The sequence below is a fragment of the Bacteroides sp. AM10-21B genome, from assembly GCF_003472565.1.
Taxonomy (GTDB): domain Bacteria; phylum Bacteroidota; class Bacteroidia; order Bacteroidales; family Bacteroidaceae; genus Bacteroides; species Bacteroides propionicigenes.
Genome location: NZ_QRME01000004.1, coordinates 147,983 through 164,049 on the forward strand (window position 1 = coordinate 147,983; position 16,067 = coordinate 164,049).

The window sequence follows — 16,067 nt, forward strand, 5'->3', positions numbered from 1 at the left end:
CATATGAAGAAAATAGTATCAATTATAATAATTGCTTTGCTGCCATTAATGGGAGCAAATGCACAAGGAAATACCGCTAAGCAGTATCTTCCGGAAGAAGGAGATTGGGCTGTCGGTGTTAATGTAATACCTTTATTGAAGCATATTGGTGGAAATGACGATGAGATTTTCGGTGGAGGTACTCCTTTCACCAAAGATAATGAGAAATTCGGCTTAATACCGGATGTATCCATTTTGGCCAAATATATGCTGACTGACAATATCGGTTTACGTGCAAACGTAGGTTTCATGTTCGGTTCGGACAAAGACCGATATTACACCACGGATGACAAAGCCGTTATGGACAACCCATTAAGTGAGGACAAGGTAATTGACGCATGCCGCACAAACAACAACGGAATGAGTCTTAACTTAGGCATAGAATATCGCAAAGGTTCGCGAAGGGTACAAGGAGTATTTGGAGCCGGCATCCTATTTGCCGTTCAATCACAAAAAACAACGTATGAATATGGTAATGAGATGACAGCTGTCAATCAGACCCCTACAACAATATTCTCATACCAAAACGGATACCGTCCGACAGAAGTCAAAAGTAATGGCAACTTTTATACCGGCTTGACCGGTAGCATCGGTGTAGAATGGTTTGTAGCTCCCAAAATCTCTTTAGGTGCTGAAGTTAATATCACTGCCTACTATGAGTTCGGATCCCAGTCTTATACAAAAAGCGAAGGCTACAATGTATCACTTGGAGCTATTGAGGAAAGAACAGATATCACAAGCCCGGGCGACAGAGGTTTCCATATCGGAACAGAAAGCCTTGGCGGCGCTTTGAATATGACATTCTACTTCTAAACCAGACTTATTATAATAAACGAACTCCCTTTGCAATCAAGTTTGCAAAGGGAGTTTCCATTTAGTGACCCCGGTGCGATTCAAACGCACGACCTTCAGAACCGGAATCTGACGCTCTATTCACTAAGCTACGGAGCCTTAATTCGGATGCAAAAGTAGAAAAAATCTTCGCATATTCCTAATCTTCACCTGTTTTTTCTATCTGTTTGCTTAAAACATTCTTGCTATTATTTTGAGAGCACCTAAGGAACATATACAAACATTTTGTTCTTTTTTTACTCAAAATAGAAGCAAGTATTAATATTATTCCTATCTTTGCCGGACAAATTAATAGAAGTTATAGACATTAAACCTATGAGCTACCTGATAAAACCTGAAGGATATAAACCTTTATTGGACTTAAAACAAACGGAATTAGGTATTAAACAGATTAAAGAGTTCTTCCAGTTGAACCTCTCTTCCGAACTTCGCCTGCGTCGTGTCACCGCCCCGCTCTTTGTATTGAAAGGCATGGGTATCAACGATGACCTCAACGGTGTGGAACGGGCAGTATCTTTTCCCATCAAAGATTTGGGCGATGCGCAGGCGGAAGTGGTACATTCGCTTGCCAAATGGAAACGATTGACACTTGCCGAGTATCATATAGAACCGGGATACGGCATTTACACTGACATGAATGCTATCCGGGCAGACGAGGAATTAGGTAACCTGCATTCCTTATATGTAGACCAATGGGACTGGGAACGTGTTATCACTGACCAAGACCGCAATATCGATTTCTTGAAAGAAATTGTCACCCGTATTTATGCAGCAATGGTTCGTACAGAATATATGGTATATGAAATGTATCCGCAAATCAAACCCTGTTTGCCACAGAAATTACATTTCATCCATGCGGAAGAACTACGTCAATTGTATCCCAACTTAGAGCCAAAATGCCGTGAGCATGCTATTGCTAAAAAGTTCGGTGCCGTGTTTATCATAGGTATCGGTTGCAAACTGGGCGATGGCAAGAAGCATGACGGACGTGCACCGGACTACGACGACTACACCACTCCCGGATTAAACAGCCTGCCCGGACTGAACGGCGATTTATTACTCTGGGACGATGTTCTGCAACGCAGTGTGGAACTATCCTCAATGGGTATTCGCGTTGATAAGGAGGCACTCCAACGCCAACTCAAACAAGAAGGAGAAGAAAAACGTCTGGAACTTTACTTCCACAAACGCTTAATGGGAGATGCCCTCCCGCTTTCTATCGGTGGCGGCATCGGACAATCCCGACTATGTATGTTCTATCTGCGTAAAGCACATATCGGAGAGATACAAGCCAGCATCTGGCCCGAAGATATGCGCCGGGAATGCAAAGCACACGACATACATTTAATCTGATTATAGTCGCAAATACACAGAGTCCCGTAGAGTTTTAAAGCGAAATAAAAAACTCTACGGGACTCTGTATGCTCTATGATGAAATATTTGTATCTTAGCGTCCTAAACTACTAATGCCTGCAATTATGAATGTTCAGATAGAAGATAGCTGGAAAACGCGTTTACAGCCTGAGTTTGAAAAAGATTACTTTTATACATTAACGAATTTCGTACGTGAGGAATATGGCAAATGCACCATATACCCACCGGGAAAATTGATATTCAATGCTTTCAACCTATGCCCTTTTGATAAAGTAAAAGTTGTGATTATCGGTCAAGACCCGTATCACGGACCGGGACAAGCACACGGACTTTGTTTTTCTGTAAATGACGGTGTACCTTTCCCTCCTTCCCTAATCAACATCTTCAAAGAAATCAAAGCCGACATCGGTACAGATGCACCATCTACCGGCAATTTAACCCGTTGGGCGGAGCAAGGCGTATTATTACTCAACGCCACCCTTACAGTGCGTGCCCATCAAGCCGGTTCCCACCAAAACCGCGGTTGGGAAACATTTACAGATGCCGCCATCCGCATCCTTGCCGAAGAGCGTGAACATTTGGTCTTTATACTATGGGGAGCCTATGCACAACGAAAAGGCGCTTTTATAGATCGTAACAAACACTTAGTATTAACATCTGCACATCCTTCTCCCCTCTCTGCCTATAACGGCTTCTTCGGGAACAAACATTTCAGTAAGACCAACGAATACTTGAAAGCACACGGGCAGGAAGAGATTAAATGGTAAAGCGACACTGATATAAATGGGGGCGTCAAAATGTACTTGATGTTTTTTTAGGCACGGATTACACGGATTTCACGGAAAAAGAATAAAGTAAATCCGTACCTAAATTATGATTAGTACCACTGAATATTACTTTGCGTCTGGCTTCTCTGCTCCCATTTCAGGTCTTGCAAGATACTTGCATTGGCACGGATAGTAAAATTATAGTATTTCCATTGTCCGAACGGGGATAAACTGGCTGACATGCTGAAGCAATGGAGGTCACGTGTTATATTAAAGGTGGTCTGTACTATTTTCTTTGCTTCAAAGTCGTAACCGGAGTTAAAGCTGACCGCCCATTTATTAGATAACTTTATATTACCGGAAGCACTCAGATTATGAGTATAACGGTACGGATAACGCATTTTCTCCCTATTAATAGGCTTGCTGCGGTCTTCTGAAATATTAAAGCTATAATTGAAGTTCAAAGACCACGGCATTTTGAATACCTGATATCCGTCGGCATCAACTGCCGCTTTTTCTACTTTCTTCTTAGGAACACCGGACTCATCAGCACTTGCTTCCGCAGCGTCTCCCTCTTCTGAATCCGCTTCATCTTTTTTCTCCTTATCAGTATCTTTGTTTCCACTCAGCTTCTCTTTCCACTTTTTCCACGTATCGTTGTTAAAGGTGTAACTAAAGGAAGACCCGTAACCTTGAAAAATACCGAAACGTCCATAAGCCCACTCCGTACGGTCATTATCCACTACATTGCCATTCTTGTCGAACTTATAACCGTATGTTTTGAAAGAAGAACTCATACTGAATGTATAATTCTTGCTTAGCTTCAAACGCAAATTCAAACCAAGATCGCTCCATGGGCGTGTTGCAGCAGCCATATTATAACTGATATTAGCACCCAACTCATCAATCAGACTGACCTTCTTCACAGTGTCCTTCTTGCTGTTATAATACTTCATTTCCAAGTTATTGGAAATACTGAAGGTTATATTTCCCTGTTTACCCCTTCCCGGCACGTCAAACGCTTGTCCCGAATAGGGAGAATACGTAATCGTGTCACGTCTGCCGTCTGCATAATTCTTGATGTAAGAATCGTAATAGCCGTAACGGGAAGAGCCAAAGTCCGGAGCCGCGCTTATACTCACAGAGGGAGTTATGACATGACGAATCTGTATCTTCTTCTTAGGAAAAAATATGGGATTGTACATACCATATATCTTCGTATTGATACCCAGACTGGCATTGTAATTATATACACGATGAAATCCGTAAATCGTATCGGTAGCAACTTCCGCACCGCTCGTCCCTAAATTGGGATCCCAATCCTTCATCACCTTACGCGTATACCAACGCTCCGTATAGCTGACGGAAGGCGTTACATTAAAGTATTTGAACAAGGTAAAAGTAGCGCTGACCGGTATCTCATGCTTCATACCATTCTTCCAATCCTTTATCAGATTGGATTTAAACAGAAGGTTGTCTTTTGTCTGGATACTATTAGTCAGACGGCCTGTATACCGTACTGAAATCTTTTCATACCATCTTTCTTCACCTGCCGCTTTCTTGCGCTTGAAAGGATAGAGAGTGGATAAAGAAATATTCAAATCGGGCAAAGTAACATTGACCGAAGAGTCTCTCATGGTCTGCGCAATATTGGTAGTTGCCGCAATCGTCAGTTTCCTGTCGAAAAAATAGCGGGAGTAACTGATACTTGAAGTCTTCGTATTCTGCGACATCGCATTCGAGTTGTACATATTTCCGATGTTAGTACGCTCATAACTACTGGTTGCGAAATTCACACTGGCAGAAAAAGTTTGGTTCGGATTAGCTTTCGCGTCCTGTCTGTGAGACCAAACAATCTTGAAGTCCTTAGCCACAGAATAATCCGGCAACCCTTTGTCTCCGGTCTTGGTTACCTGATAGCTTGCCTGAAGCAAACCGGAATACTTGTAGCGTTTGATATAATTAGACTCGGCATTCAAAGCCCACGAGCCTTTCGTAAAGATATCAGCCCTCAGTTTTAAGTCCATCTTATCACTGATAGCAAAATAATACCCACCGTCTGTCAAGCCAAAACCGCGACTGGAGTCGTCCATATACGTAGGCATAAGAAAACCGGACGAATAGCTACTCGAGAACGGAAAAAAGAAAAACGGCACGGCAAGCGGCAAAGGGACGTCTTCAACCACCAGATAGGCAGGTCCCGTTACGATATTCTTCTTTGGGCGCACTTTGGCGTAGGTCATCTGCATATAAAAGTGGGGATGTTCATGATGGTCACAGGTGGTATACCTGCCGCTTTTCATGTACAGCTCATCGTTTGCCCCCTTCTTCGCGTTGTTTCCGGTTACGTAGCCTTCTCCTTGTTGGCTGACTACATTACTGATAACCCCCTTTTTACTTTTAAAATTATAACGGATGGTATTTGTTTCATACGGAGTTTCCCCATCCTTGAATACCGGAGTTCCCTTCTTCACGCCTAAAGTATCTTCCACTCCATGGGCATATACCGTACTGCTATCCATATTCATGGTGATAACGTCAGCCGCCAGTTCTATCTGCTGATAGTTCACCTTTCCCTGTCCGTACAAATGCGCATATCCGCCCTGCGCAAATACGATAGAGTCATTTGCCTCATAGGTGACGGGAGCATCCAAAGGCTGTTTCTTCTTGATAGGAACAGCCAATGTATCCATTTGCAGAGAATCCACTTGCAAAGAGTCCACTTTCTGTCTTTCGGGCGGTACAAAACCTCGCCGACGACGTTGCGAAGCAGCCTCACCGGAAAGAAGGAGTAAGACAAATAGTAGTATGAATGATATGAATGTATTTGCTTTCAATGGCGTCATTAACTAATAGTTTACGCTTGAAGGGGCAAAAGTACGTAATTTATACGGATAATCTCCCTTTTTAAAGAAATTTAGATTGCTTACAGGAACAGTTCGCACCAATGATCAAAGCGTTGCAGACCGGCTTCACCATAGCGTTGCAAGCTTTTCCGTGCCTTATCTACGCTTTTTTCCCGGTCCAAATGCGTCTTGGAGTAAAACTTGTCGGCAAAACAAACAACTTGCTCCTCCATACTAACCGGAAGCATATCCCTATGGGGAACAGGCAAACTCTGCGCAACAATATCTTCCAGGGAAAGGCCGGCTCCGGTGTGCCTTTCACAAACCAAAGCATGACGCGGATACCCCTCCGAACGTACCAAATCCGCCCCTAAATAGCCATGACAGATGTAAGGCTTATCTCCGAAGCAATAAATGCCATCGGCATCCGTCAGGAATATACCTATATCATGCAGCATAGACGCTTCGTACAGAAAATCCCTATCCAAAGACAGTTCCGGGTGATTGTCGGCAATCCACAAGGCCTTATCGGCAACCGAACGGCTATGAGTCAGAAGTATATGCTTCAGTTCGTTCTCCTCCGGATAATATTTATCAATCAACTCTACAGGCAGCATCTTATTTCTTGTTGAATTTATAAACCGTAACTTTCTGACGCATCTCACCGCTACGCAATGGAGTGCGATAGACTTCCTCCACCCGGTATATATCCTTATTTTCCCGCAAGAATTCCTCTTGCCGGCTATCTATGACCAAAACATATCCGGCGTCGGGTTGGAACAGATTAAAGATGCGTACACGATCGCCTAAATAATAATTCATCCCGTAGAATTTCACATTTTCCCCATATGAATACACCGTGCCTTGCGGCTCCAGTTCATTGAGGCGGGCCGCCAAAGGCTTATCCGATTTCACAGCCAAAACAGTAGGCTGGTACACGGCATCCAATGACACAAAAATGCATAACATACATCCCGCCACACCATACAAAAGAGGGCGTGCGTCTGCACATTTCATCAGTGTATACAACAGGCAGATTGCAGCCAGCAACGGTAGGAAAACAATCAGCCACTTTGAAAATGACAGCGGCACAGCCTGCAACGCATTCATAAACGCTATATTCTCGGCAGCGTGTCTGCCCGTTCCCCAAACACTGTCAGGAACCATGCCCAGACGCACGGCAAAGAAAGTAACCGTAAGCAGTACAGCCAATGAAGCAAAAATCCATGCGGAAATCTTAAAGACTTTTGCACCCCGCTGCACCAATGCCAACAAATATTCGGCAATCAGCATTCCCATGAAAGGGTAGATTGGCAATAAATATACGCTGCGCTTGCTTTTGGGGATACAATAAAAGATGAATATCGTCAGCACCACCACCCACGTAAAAAGCTGCAACGGTGATTGAGAACGGAATTTACCCCATGCTTTCTTTAAGCGTTCACTTACAGAACTCCCTGCCGGCAAGATATGTATTTCTTTCCATTTCAGTCCGAAAAGGGAAATAATCAAAACCAACGTCCACGGTATCCATCCCCAAATAAGGGTCAGGAAGTTATACCATATCGGATTTTCATGTGACTCATAAGACATTTTCCGGAAAAAGCGTCCGGTATTCTCTTCCAACATCAAATTAACGAACGCCTCTCCTCCCTGCTGATAGGCTGCCCAGAACCAGACACCCAAAGGTATGAGAGACAATAGTCCGACGCCCAACAGAGAAAAGAACGTCTTTCCGAACGTCCGCCCACGCAACAGCTGATAGATACCGATGCACAGACAAGGGAATATGGATCCGACCGGTCCCTTCGTCAATGTAGCGCATGCCATCAGCAGGACTGCCAGCCAGGGAACTCCCTTGCAATTCTTCTCGTCCCACCGGAAAAGCAGGCACAGTGATATCACAATAAGAGAAACCTGCAACATATCCAGCCTGCAAGCCACCGCCGCGCGATGCACCTCAAAAGAAGACAGAAGAAGAATGGAAGTGAGGAGTGCCGTTTTTACGTCTTTCCGCTTGGCAACGAAGCCGAAGAACACCAATTGCATAGCCAGAAAAGCAAGCGCCGACGGCATACGCGCCGAAAATTCCGACACACCTCCCAGAATTGACGATATAACAGCTATTGACCAATAGAGGAAAGGAGGCTTATAAGCGATTTCCACCCCGTAATTCGTTGGAAGTATCCAGTTGCCGCTTTCCAGCATGGTATACGCAACTATCGCTTCACGCGGTTCGCCTTTTGAATAGAATATGGTTTCTCCTAAAAAGGGAACCAACACAAGCACGCTTAACAGTGCAATGAACCAGAACGCTATCTTTCTGTCTGACATATATTTCTGTTTTTACATTTTCACGCTGCAAAAATACGAATTATTCTATTACAATACCTAACTTTGCCGTCCCAATGATAGTGTCAACCTAAAATGAAGCAATTAAAAAGAGTCCCCGAATTCGTACGTTTTATCTTGGTAGGAGTTTTTGCAACCGCCTTGCACTACGGCATATACCTCCTGCTTCAAAGGCTCATCAATGTCAACATAGCCTACACCCTCGGTTATGCACTCAGCTTCATCGCCAATTTCTACCTTACCGCCTACTTTACATTCGGTAAAAAACCGTCATGGGGAAAGGCTTTCGGTTTTGGCGGAGCACATTTATTCAACTACCTGCTACACATCGGGCTACTGAATATATTTCTTTGGTTGGGACTGCCGAAACCCTTCGCCCCTGTTCCCGTATTCGTCATCGCCATTCCGGTCAACTTTTTATTGGTACGTTTTGTTTTCAAACGGCACGGCTGATGTTTTCAAGGCAATATTGTTCAAAACTTCTTTAAAAGTAATATATTTGCGAAGTATTTATCATACATATTTATGAAATGAAGAAAGTAACCCTACTGATTCCGGTCTATAATGAAGAAGCCATGCTCCCCACCTTGTATCAACGCTTAATAGAACTTGTCAAGCGCAACGACACCTACGAGTGGGAAATCTTATTTATAAACGACGGCAGCAGTGACAGGACGCTGGATGTTATCCGCCAACTCAGGCAGACGGACAGCAGGGTGAACTTCGTAAACCTTTCACGCAACTTCGGCAAAGAGATAGCCATGCTGGCAGGTTTTGACTATACAACCGGCGATTGCTGTGTAGTAATGGATGCCGATTTGCAAGATCCCCCCGAACTTGTAGACCGGATGCTGCAATACTGGGAAGAAGGGTATGACGACATCTATGCCAAACGCCGCAACCGCGGAGAGGAAAGCTGGGTGCGCCGTCGGCTGTCACTCGCCTTCTACAAAATTCTGCAGAACATGAGCCGGATAGATATTCTGCCAAATGTAGGCGACTTCCGTTTGCTCGACCGCCGCTGCGTATTGACACTAAGACGCCTGCGCGAACAGGAGCGGTACACCAAAGGACTGTTTTGCTGGATAGGCTATCAAAAGAAAAGCATAGAATTCGACCGGGGCGACCGCCTTGCAGGGCATTCATCTTGGAGTTTCTTCAAACTACTGAATCTGGCAATCGAAGGAATAACCTCTTCCTCTACCGCCCCCTTGCGCATCGCTACCGTATGCGGCATCATCTGTTCGATTTCCAGCTTTATCTATGCCATCTATTTTTTAATAAAGACTATCATTTACGGTGACCAAGCTGCCGGTTTCCCCACTTTAATCGTTGTCATCCTATTTTTAGGCGGTATTCAGCTGTTTTCATTGGGTGTTATCGGGGAATATATCGGACGTATCTTCAAAGAAACCAAAGGACGACCCACGTATATCGCATCAGACTATAATGAAAAGAAACTGGGATATGATGAATAGTATCTTAATGTACCTCTCCTTTCTAAAAGGAGTCAGGACTCTCTCTTTCTCTTTTTCCACAACTGATAGCTATTGATAATATTCTGCCACAGCACATACGATCCCGGTCCCACCGAAGAAAGCGGATTCAGATAAGTATAAGCCATCCAAATGGCAAGCACCGTATTTTTCTGTCCCAATGCCTGTCCGCCACTGATTCGTTCTTTGTAATGCCCGCCAATTCTCTTGCCTAAATAGAACTGGATGCAGCAGGTCGCCAAGCCCGCCAAAGCAATCAGAACTTCCACAAACACCGGCGCATCGCTATTCACCAATGAACGTACCGTCTGTCCGGACACGATGGCAAGCGCCACTGCCCACAAGTAGAAGGCAGCGTCATGAAAATCCAACAGAAAACGGTGGATGCGAGGTGCAAAAGCACGCAGGGCACAAGCCAGAAAAAATGGCAGCAGCAACAGCGGAAACACTTTGCTCAATATCTTCAGGAACGCTGCAAAAAAAGTGATGTCAGCATGAGGTTCCACCAAAGGGAATACCAGAGGCACGGCCATCGCCGCCAACAAATTGGACAATAGCGTATAAGTAGTCAGACTTGCCGCACTTCCGCCCAACTTACCCGTAATGACCGCAGCCGCAGTGGCAGTAGGACAGATAAGGCATACCATAGCCCCCTCAAAAACTTCCCGATACATCTCCTCCATCGGACAGCATATCAGCAAGGCCGCAACCACCAGACACGCAACCGCCTGAAACAGCAACAACCAACCGTGCCACGCTTTCGGCTTCAGTTCGCGCACCTCTACCTTACAAAAAGTCAGAAGCAGCTGTGCAAAAATCAGAGCCGGAGTAAGGAGGGCTATCAACCCGTTCAAACAGGGTTTGGCCGGTGCAAACAAAGGGATTCTCGCCAAGAAGAAATATCCCAAAGTACCGGCAAGCATTGCCAAAGGCAATGTCCAATTCTTTATAAAACGAAGAAGCATACCAGTATCTACCAATTAATATTTGCGTGCAAAGTTACGGATATTATCAATAAAAACGCATCTGAGGATTTCTTTTAGTCATATCCGCTACATTCTTTTTACCGTCTGTCCGGCAAGTATATAGATGTATACTACTATTTATCCTTTCTACAGATGTGTTCTTTTCATACAACAGCTGTTGTACGAAAGAAACAAAGCTGTTGTATGAAAAGAACACACCTGTGGAAAGAAAAGATATTAGTAAAGAAAGGGAGTAAAACTATAAGCGCAGATAACAAATACATGGAAAGCCGACTTTAAGACCATAGAAAAAGAAGCCGTTACAAACAAAACTTGAAAGCAAAGTGTAAGTTTTCTATAAAATTACACTACCTTTGCCAATTGAAAAAGACCTTTGCATTATCTTTGCAACGATTTTTATATGAAACTATATAAACGATACATATTATATATAGGTATTTGCTTGGGGCTGCTCACTTCTCCTTTTTGTAGCGGCAGTGCTGAAGCGAAGGATTTTGTTGTCGTTATCGATGCCGGACACGGGGGACACGACCCCGGCGCCATCGGCAAGATTTCCAAAGAAAAGAATATCAACCTGAATGTTGCACTCAAACTCGGCAAACAGATACAAAAGAATTGTCCGGACGTAAAGGTTGTCTATACCCGTACACGAGATGTCTTTATCCCGCTGAACCGGCGTGCGGAGATTGCCAACGACGCCAAAGCCGACCTTTTTATCTCAATCCATACCAATGCGCTTGCCAAAAACCGCACAGCCAAGGGTGCGTCCACTTGGACGTTAGGTCTTGCCAAATCGGATGCCAACCTCGAAGTGGCCAAACGGGAGAACTCGGTTATTCTTTATGAAAGCGATTATAAGACACGCTATGCAGGATTCAATCCCAATTCCGCCGAATCTTATATCATCTTCGAGTTCATGCAGGACAAGTATATGTCGCAAAGCGTACATTTGGCCTCGCTCGTGCAGAAACACTTCCGCAATACCTGCCGACGGGTAGACCGGGGCGTACACCAAGCGGGGTTTCTGGTTCTGAAAGCCAGCGCCATGCCAAGCATTCTGGTTGAGTTAGGCTTTATATCTACCCCTGAAGAGGAACGCTACCTAAACACGGAGTCCGGAACCGCCACTCTTGCCAACGGAATTTTCCGTGCCTTCCTCACCTATAAGCGTGAGCAGGAGATACGATTGAACGGAAGCAGCCAGACCATTCTGCCGGAAGACATACCGCAGCCGGAAGAGGAAAAAGAAACCGCTCCGCCTGCCGGCACAACGCCGAAAACAGAAGAAAAAACCGTTGCCGCACAAACAGAAGATAATGGCCCTGTGTTTAAGATACAGATACTCACATCCTCCCGTCCGCTGGCCAAGAACGACAAGAGGCTAAAGGGACTGAAAAATGTGGATTATTACCAAGAAGGCGGCCTGTACAAATATACGTATGGCGCATCTTCCGATTACAATAAGGTGCTGCGTACCAAACGCTCTATTACGGCACAGTTTAAAGACGCTTTCATCATAGCCTTTAAAAACGGCAAGAAAATGAATGTAAACGCTGCCATCAACGAATTTAAAAACAAAAAGAAATAAATAGAATACATCATGAAGTATATTACCAAAGAAGTCAGAATAGGAATTGCAGGAATAGCTGCGCTCTGCATATTAGTATATGGCATCAATTACCTGAAAGGCATTAATATGTTCAAGCCTTCCAGCTATTTCTACGTTAAGTTTCATAATGTCAACGGGCTCACCAAATCAAGCCCCGTCTTTGCCGACGGTTTCCGCGTAGGTATCGTGCGCGATTTGTATTATGATTATACCCAACCCGGAAAGGTGGTTGCGGAGATAGACGTCAATACTGACCTGCGCATCCCCAAAGGAAGCACTGCCGAATTGACGGCGGAAATGTTAGGCGGCGTCAAGATGAATCTTCTCCTTGCCAACAATCCGCGTGAGAAATATCAGATAGGCGACACGATTCCCGGTACTCTCAACAACGGGATGATGGAAAAAGTAGCCACCATGATGCCGCAATTGGAAAAGATGTTGCCCAAGCTGGACTCTATCCTCGGTTCTTTGAATATGGTGTTGGCAGACCCCGCCATCCCTGCCACTCTGCACAACGTGCAGAACCTCACAGCCAACTTGGCCGTAACCAGCGGACAGCTGCAAACACTGATGAACAAGGATATTCCACAGCTCACAGGAAAGCTGAATACCATTGGGGATAACTTTGTACTCATTTCCAACAATTTAAAAGAGATAGACTACGCAACGGCCATGCAAAGCATAGACTCGACGTTGGCTAACGTAAAAATGATTACAGACAAATTAAACCGTAAAGACAATACAGTAGGATTATTACTGAACGACCCTTCACTTTACAATAATCTGAATGCCACAACAGCAAATGCGGCGAGCTTGTTGGAGGACCTGAAATCCCACCCCAAACGCTACGTCCACTTCTCTTTATTCGGCAAGAAAGATAAGTAGAAAAATCTGTTTATATAGATTTTGTCTAAATAGCAAGGACAATCTGTCATGGAAGAGAAAGTCCTTGATAGGTCTGTGTATAGAGTAAAAAAGAGGTTTATATATACTCCGTGCTCAAAGAGTACGCAGCCCCGCAAATAGAAGATAACACACTATATTACAAGCTATTATATAAAAGCAAGAGCTTCTTCAAAGGCATAGTTTTCATATATTTCGATAAGTAGCTGAAAGTAAAGAGATTATTATTTTCTTGAAAAACACAAGAAAAAAGAGATTTGTTTTTCTCAAATAAGATTGCCAATTTTGCAAACGTAGAAGTTTTGCTTAATTAATAAATGTATCAGTAGCCGTTATGAGTGAACAGGATCATGTCGGATTGTGGAACCGCTGTCTTGAAATCATTAGAGACAATGTTCCGGAACAGACATATAAAACTTGGTTTCTCCCCATTATTCCCTTAAAATATGAGGACAAAACGCTCGTTGTACAAGTTCCCAGCCAGTTCTTTTATGAGTTTCTGGAGGATAAATTTGTAGACTTGTTGCGTAAGACCCTTTATAAGGTAATCGGTGAGGGAACAAAGTTGATGTATAATGTTATGGTGGATAAGAGTTCACGGCCGGAGAAGACCGTAAACTATGAATCTACCCATCGCACTATTATACCACAAAAACAAACGATAGACAAGGCTATTCCACAAATGCCTGTTCCCGATTTAGACCCGCATCTGAATCCGGAATACAACTTCGACACATTTATTGAAGGATATAGCAACAAACTTTCTCGCAGCGTTGCAGAAGCAGTAGCGCTGAACCCTGCCAAAACGATATTCAATCCGTTGTTTTTATACGGGGCATCAGGCGTGGGAAAAACTCACCTTGCCAATGCCATCGGTACAAAAATCAAGGAACTGTATCCGGAGAAACGGGTATTATACGTATCTGCACATTTGTTTCAGGTACAATACACCGATTCCGTGCGCAACAACACGACCAACGACTTCATCAACTTCTACCAAACAATTGATATATTGATTATTGATGATATTCAGGAGTTCGCAGGCGTTACCAAAACGCAAAATACGTTCTTCCACATTTTCAATCATCTGCATCAGAACGGAAAACAGCTTATCCTGACATCAGACCGCGCTCCCGTGTTGCTTCAAGGCATGGAAGAACGCTTGATTACGCGTTTCAAATGGGGAATGGTGGCGGAACTGGAAAAGCCGACAGTAGAATTACGCAAGAACATTCTGCGCAACAAGATACATCGCGACGGTTTGCAATTCCCGCCGGAAGTTATCGACTATATAGCCGAAAATGTAGGCAACAGCGTCCGTGACTTGGAGGGTATCGTCATTTCCATCATGGCTCACTCCACCATATACAATAAGGAGATTGACTTGGATTTGGCGCAACGCATCGTACGCAAGGTTGTGAACAGCGAAAGCAAAGCCATAACCATCGACGACATTATCACTACCGTATGTAAGCACTTTGGCTTGGAAAATGCCGCCATACATACCAAATCGCGTAAGCGCGAAGTGGTGCAAGCACGTCAGATAGCTATGTACTTGGCAAAGAACCATACAGACTTCTCCACAGCCAAAATAGGTACATTAATCGGTAACAAAGACCATGCTACCGTGTTACACGCCTGCAAAACCATTAAACAGCTAAAAGAAGTGGATAAATCATTCCGCGCTGAAATTGATGAGATTCAGGCGGAATTGAAAAAAGGAAACTGAATTTAAGCATAAGGCATAAGTAAACATAAAAAAATAGTATCTGTCATTCAGAGCGAAGCGAAGAATCTCTTCTCTTTATGTATGCAAAAAGGGAGTAGATTCTTCGCTTCGCTCTGAATGACAGATACTATAAGTCAATTATGTGCGTTTACTTATGAATTTATCCATAAATTTACCCATGAATTTACTTATGAAAAACGTAGCATAACAATTATACTTCATCTAAAATCCTTGTTCCTTCATTACTTTCCAAAGATTTTCGGACATCGCTTCGCTATCTTTCTTTGTATAACGTACGTCCGTAAAGACTTGGGCCAGTGTTTCTTTGTTATTTTCAATTACAAACTGTTTGTTTTCAGGCAAAGACTCCTTATAAGCATACAGGCGGTCAATAGCTTCCGGGGTGTAGTCGTGATAAGTTTCCTCGTGGACAATAGCTTCCAAAGGCAGGCGGTCTACTTGTGCGGGAGTTTCCGCAGGCCAACCCACCGTAACAGTGGTAATAGGAAAAACCAGTTCCGGCAATTCCAACGCTTCGATAATCATTTGGGGATTATAGGTAGTAGTACCCAAATAACAGATACCCAATCCTTTTTCCTCGGCTGCAACACAGAAGGTTTGCGCCGCTAATAAAGTATCTACGGCTCCGGTGACAAACCATTCAAAGTTGTCATATCCCGGCTCCGCCTTGCGCAGTTCACACCATTTACTAAAACGGCGTAAGTCTATACAAAACGTAAGAACTACCGGTGCCGTCTGCACCATAGGCTGATTGAAATGTGCCGGCGCCAACTTGGCTTTACGTTCGGCATCACGGGTTACAATCACACTATAAACCTGCATATTCCCAACCGTAGAAGCACGAAAAGAGGTTTCAAGCAAATCATTTAACAAATCAGAAGAAATATCTTTCTGCTGATATTTACGAATAGTTCTCCTTTGTTTTAAGCTTTCCATTCTTTCTTTTTTTTGCAAATATATAAAAAGAAACACAGAATATCATTTAACAGCTCCAAATATATTCTGTCATGTTTGCTAAAAAGAATAAACCTATTGCACAATAAGTCTACACCCGATTTTCTTTTTGGAAAACTTTTTATCCATTCAAAAAAGT

Annotated in this window: 13 protein-coding genes and 1 tRNA gene; 8 read left to right on the plus strand and 6 right to left on the minus strand. The window is 43.8% G+C overall.

Annotated elements, in window-relative coordinates; translation table 11 throughout:
- Window positions 1–3: 3 nt before the first annotated feature.
- Window positions 4–852: an outer membrane beta-barrel protein gene (locus DW121_RS06520; protein WP_233514856.1), complete on the plus strand. Its 849-nt coding sequence runs from the start codon at window positions 4–6 to the stop codon at window positions 850–852.
- Window positions 853–917: 65 nt separating this feature from the next.
- On the opposite strand, the gene DW121_RS06525 is transcribed toward DW121_RS06520, so the two are convergent.
- Window positions 918–990, minus strand: a tRNA-Arg gene (locus DW121_RS06525).
- 216 nt (window positions 991–1,206) lie between these two features.
- Here DW121_RS06525 and asnA point away from each other — a divergent pair.
- Entirely contained in the window at window positions 1,207–2,244 is a 1,038-nt protein-coding gene (gene asnA / locus DW121_RS06530; protein WP_117710881.1) for an aspartate--ammonia ligase, read from the plus strand.
- Between the two features lie 125 nt (window positions 2,245–2,369).
- Window positions 2,370–3,032 (plus strand): uracil-DNA glycosylase, encoded by a 663-nt coding sequence (ung, locus tag DW121_RS06535; RefSeq protein ID WP_117710968.1) that lies wholly within the window; start codon window positions 2,370–2,372, stop codon window positions 3,030–3,032.
- Window positions 3,033–3,142: 110 nt separating this feature from the next.
- Here ung and DW121_RS06540 read toward each other — a convergent pair whose 3' ends face one another.
- The 3 genes from DW121_RS06540 to DW121_RS06550 all read right to left on the minus strand — a co-directional run bounded on the left by DW121_RS06540 (window position 3,143) and on the right by DW121_RS06550 (window position 8,212).
- Window positions 3,143–5,878 (minus strand): putative LPS assembly protein LptD, encoded by a 2,736-nt coding sequence (locus tag DW121_RS06540; RefSeq protein ID WP_118323338.1) that lies wholly within the window; start codon window positions 5,876–5,878, stop codon window positions 3,143–3,145.
- Window positions 5,879–5,958: 80 nt separating this feature from the next.
- A complete protein-coding gene (locus tag DW121_RS06545) occupies window positions 5,959–6,495 on the minus strand; it encodes an HD domain-containing protein (protein WP_117710883.1) in 537 nt (178 codons plus the stop codon).
- A gap of 1 nt (window position 6,496) precedes the next feature.
- A complete protein-coding gene (locus DW121_RS06550) occupies window positions 6,497–8,212 on the minus strand; it encodes an ArnT family glycosyltransferase (RefSeq protein ID WP_117710884.1) in 1,716 nt (571 codons plus the stop codon).
- A gap of 93 nt (window positions 8,213–8,305) precedes the next feature.
- Here DW121_RS06550 and DW121_RS06555 point away from each other — a divergent pair, with 93 nt between their 5' ends.
- Both DW121_RS06555 and DW121_RS06560 read left to right on the plus strand, forming a co-directional pair.
- Window positions 8,306–8,683, plus strand: a complete 378-nt coding sequence (locus tag DW121_RS06555; RefSeq protein WP_117710885.1) for a GtrA family protein — start codon at window positions 8,306–8,308, stop codon at window positions 8,681–8,683.
- 77 nt (window positions 8,684–8,760) lie between these two features.
- A complete protein-coding gene (locus tag DW121_RS06560) occupies window positions 8,761–9,708 on the plus strand; it encodes a glycosyltransferase family 2 protein (RefSeq protein ID WP_118323339.1) in 948 nt (315 codons plus the stop codon).
- A gap of 32 nt (window positions 9,709–9,740) precedes the next feature.
- On the opposite strand, the gene DW121_RS06565 is transcribed toward DW121_RS06560, so the two are convergent.
- Window positions 9,741–10,691, minus strand: coding sequence for a transporter (locus tag DW121_RS06565; protein WP_118323340.1), 951 nt, complete (start codon window positions 10,689–10,691; stop codon window positions 9,741–9,743).
- 421 nt (window positions 10,692–11,112) lie between these two features.
- On the opposite strand from DW121_RS06565, the gene DW121_RS06570 reads away from it, so the two are divergent.
- The 3 genes from DW121_RS06570 to dnaA all read left to right on the plus strand — a co-directional run bounded on the left by DW121_RS06570 (window position 11,113) and on the right by dnaA (window position 14,953).
- Complete coding sequence (locus DW121_RS06570) at window positions 11,113–12,300, plus strand: N-acetylmuramoyl-L-alanine amidase (RefSeq protein ID WP_118323341.1); 1,188 nt, start codon at window positions 11,113–11,115, stop codon at window positions 12,298–12,300.
- A gap of 12 nt (window positions 12,301–12,312) precedes the next feature.
- Complete coding sequence (locus DW121_RS06575; protein ID WP_118323342.1) at window positions 12,313–13,206, plus strand: MlaD family protein; 894 nt, start codon at window positions 12,313–12,315, stop codon at window positions 13,204–13,206.
- A gap of 352 nt (window positions 13,207–13,558) precedes the next feature.
- Complete coding sequence (dnaA, locus tag DW121_RS06580; RefSeq protein ID WP_117710895.1) at window positions 13,559–14,953, plus strand: chromosomal replication initiator protein DnaA; 1,395 nt, start codon at window positions 13,559–13,561, stop codon at window positions 14,951–14,953.
- 222 nt (window positions 14,954–15,175) lie between these two features.
- Here the strand turns inward: dnaA and DW121_RS06585 are convergent, their stop codons facing one another.
- A complete protein-coding gene (locus tag DW121_RS06585) occupies window positions 15,176–15,910 on the minus strand; it encodes an NADPH-dependent oxidoreductase (RefSeq protein WP_117710896.1) in 735 nt (244 codons plus the stop codon).
- Window positions 15,911–16,067: the final 157 nt, after the last annotated feature.

Excerpts from the sequence above, each read along its gene's own strand:
- DW121_RS06575 (WP_118323342.1), top strand. The coding sequence starts at position 12,313 with ATGAAGTATATTACCAAAGAAGTCAGAATAGGAATTGCAGGAATAGCT.
- asnA (WP_117710881.1), top strand. The coding sequence starts at position 1,207 with ATGAGCTACCTGATAAAACCTGAAGGATATAAACCTTTATTGGACTTA.
- ung (WP_117710968.1), top strand. The coding sequence starts at position 2,370 with ATGAATGTTCAGATAGAAGATAGCTGGAAAACGCGTTTACAGCCTGAG.
- DW121_RS06570 (WP_118323341.1), top strand. The coding sequence starts at position 11,113 with ATGAAACTATATAAACGATACATATTATATATAGGTATTTGCTTGGGG.
- DW121_RS06545 (WP_117710883.1), bottom strand. The coding sequence starts at position 6,495 with ATGCTGCCTGTAGAGTTGATTGATAAATATTATCCGGAGGAGAACGAA.
- DW121_RS06555 (WP_117710885.1), top strand. The coding sequence starts at position 8,306 with ATGAAGCAATTAAAAAGAGTCCCCGAATTCGTACGTTTTATCTTGGTA.
- DW121_RS06520 (WP_233514856.1), top strand. The coding sequence starts at position 4 with ATGAAGAAAATAGTATCAATTATAATAATTGCTTTGCTGCCATTAATG.
- DW121_RS06560 (WP_118323339.1), top strand. The coding sequence starts at position 8,761 with ATGAAGAAAGTAACCCTACTGATTCCGGTCTATAATGAAGAAGCCATG.
- DW121_RS06585 (WP_117710896.1), bottom strand. The coding sequence starts at position 15,910 with ATGGAAAGCTTAAAACAAAGGAGAACTATTCGTAAATATCAGCAGAAA.
- DW121_RS06565 (WP_118323340.1), bottom strand. The coding sequence starts at position 10,691 with ATGCTTCTTCGTTTTATAAAGAATTGGACATTGCCTTTGGCAATGCTT.
- DW121_RS06540 (WP_118323338.1), bottom strand. The coding sequence starts at position 5,878 with ATGACGCCATTGAAAGCAAATACATTCATATCATTCATACTACTATTT.
- dnaA (WP_117710895.1), top strand. The coding sequence starts at position 13,559 with ATGAGTGAACAGGATCATGTCGGATTGTGGAACCGCTGTCTTGAAATC.
- DW121_RS06550 (WP_117710884.1), bottom strand. The coding sequence starts at position 8,212 with ATGTCAGACAGAAAGATAGCGTTCTGGTTCATTGCACTGTTAAGCGTG.